This is a genomic window from Streptomyces pseudogriseolus, assembly GCA_002154585.1.
Taxonomy (GTDB): Bacteria; Actinomycetota; Actinomycetes; order Streptomycetales; family Streptomycetaceae; genus Streptomyces; species Streptomyces pseudogriseolus.
Genome location: MUNG01000667.1, coordinates 1 through 2,049 on the forward strand (window position 1 = coordinate 1; position 2,049 = coordinate 2,049).

2 protein-coding genes are annotated in these 2,049 nt (G+C 75.4%); both read left to right on the top strand.

What is annotated here, in order from left to right:
* The first annotated feature begins 75 nt into the window (after window positions 1-75).
* A complete protein-coding gene (locus CCN29_RS33960; RefSeq protein WP_086686307.1) occupies window positions 76-1,143 on the top strand; it encodes a branched-chain amino acid ABC transporter permease in 1,068 nt (355 codons plus the stop codon).
* On the top strand, window positions 1,140-2,030 hold the full coding sequence (locus CCN29_RS33965) for an alpha/beta fold hydrolase (protein WP_086686309.1): 891 nt from the start codon (window positions 1,140-1,142) through the stop codon (window positions 2,028-2,030). Before CCN29_RS33960 ends, CCN29_RS33965 begins: the two co-directional genes overlap by 4 nt.
* Window positions 2,031-2,049: the final 19 nt, after the last annotated feature.

Consider the following 2,049-nt stretch of genomic DNA (forward strand, 5'->3'; position numbering starts at 1 on the left):
AGGGGCCGGTTCGCCGCCGGAGCGGCTGCGCCGCGCGCTCACCGCACTCCGTACCCGATCCGCAGGAGGCACGGCATGACCGCCACCCGCACCCCGCGGGCCACCCCCGCCGCCCCCGCGCCGGCCGCCCAGGACGCGCCGGGCACGAAGGAGGGGCTGCTGCGCCGGCTGCGTCCGGCGACCGTCCCGGTGGCGGTGCTGCTGGTCCTCGCCCTGCTGCCGTACTCGGCGCTGGACGTCCCGGTGCTGCTCGACGGGCCGGTCAACTCCCCGGGCTCGCTGCAGCTGTTCGCGCTGTGCCTGGTCTTCGGCGCGCTCGCGCTCGGCTACGACCTGATGTTCGGCCGCACCGGGCTGCTGTCCTTCGGACACGCCCTCTACATCGCCGGCGGCAGCTACGGCACCCAGCTCGCGATGACCGAACTGGGCCTGGGTCTGGGGCCCGCCGCGCTGCTCACCCTGGTGCTCGGGGCGCTGGCCGCGCTCGTCCTGGGCGCCGTGTCGCTGCGCACCCTCGCCCTCGGCAGCGTGGGGTTCGCGATGGTCACCCTGGCCTTCGCGCAGGCCGGCTCCATCTACGTGGAACGCAACCCGGGCGGCCTCACCGGCGGCGAGGAGGGCCTGCCGCTGTACGTCGAGGGTGTGCCGGACGCCCTGGTCGGGGTGGGGAACACGGTGAACGTGTACTGGCTGGCGCTCGCCTACCTGGTCCTGGTGGCCGCCGTGGTGTGGACGGTGACCGCGCGCCCGGCCGGCCGGGTCTGGCAGGCGATCCGGGACAACGAGCAGCGGGTGGCCGTCCTCGGACGCAGCCCGTTCGCGCACAAGCTCGGCGCGTTCGTGCTGGCCTCGTCCCTGGCCGTGCTCGGCGGGGTGCTGCACCTGCTGGTCACCGCGGGCGCCACCCCGCACACCTCGACGCCCGAGTTCACGCTCACCCTGCTGGTGATGGTGGTGCTCGGCGGCAGCGGCACCCGCTGGGGTCCGGTCGTGGGCGGGGTGCTGTTCACCTACCTCGACCAGCGGCTCGGCGGCTGGGACCTGGGGGTGGAACCGATGCTGATCCTGGGCGGTCTCTTCGTCCTGGCCGTCTATCTGGCCCCCGGCGGCATCACCGCCCTCGGCCGAAGGAGACACACATGACCACGTCCGGGTCCTCCCTCACGCGGGAGCTCACCGCCCCCGTGCGGGGCGGCCGGCTCGCCGTCACCCACTGGCCGGGCGACGGGCCGCCCGTCGTCGCCCTGCACGGCATCACTGCCAACTCGCTCGCCTTCGCCGCCCTGGCCGACGCCCTGCCCGGCGTCGACCTGTACGCCCCCGACCTGCGGGGCCGGGCCGGGAGCGCGGAGCTGCCGGGACCGTACGGGCTGGGCGCGCACGTCGAGGACGTCGTGGCGCTGCTGGACCATGTGGGGCTCGCGCACGTGGTGCTGGTGGGCCACTCGATGGGAGCGTTCGTCGCCGCGCTGGCCGCCGCACGGCACCCGGACCGCTTCCCGCGCGTGGTTCTGGTCGACGGCGGGCTGGGCTTCCCGCCGCCCGCGGGCACCGACATCGACGCGCTGCTCACAGCGGTGATCGGCCCGGCGATGGACCGGCTGTCGATGACGTTCGCCAGTACGGAGGACTATCTGGCGTTCTTCCGCGCCCACCCGGCGCTCGGCCCGCACTGGGGTCCGCACGTGACCGGCTATGTGACGCGGGACCTGACGGGCCGGGCGCCGGAGCTGCGCAGCAGCTGTGTGCTGGACGCGGTGCGCGCGGACGGCGCGGACGTGCTCGGTGACGCGGAGACGCTGGCCGCCGTGCACCAGCCGCGCGTGCGGGGCGAACTGCTGTGGGCGGAGCGGGGGTTGCTCGACGAGCCGCGGGCGCTGTACGACGCGGAGCGGGTCGCCGCGGCGGCCCTGGACCCGGTGCGGATGCCGGCCCGCCGGATCGACGGCACCAACCACTACTCGGTGCTGTTCCCGCCGGCCGTCGAGGAGGTCGCCTCGGCCGTGCGCGGCGCTCTGGCCGGGGGGTGACGGGGTGGTGGGCCGGAGC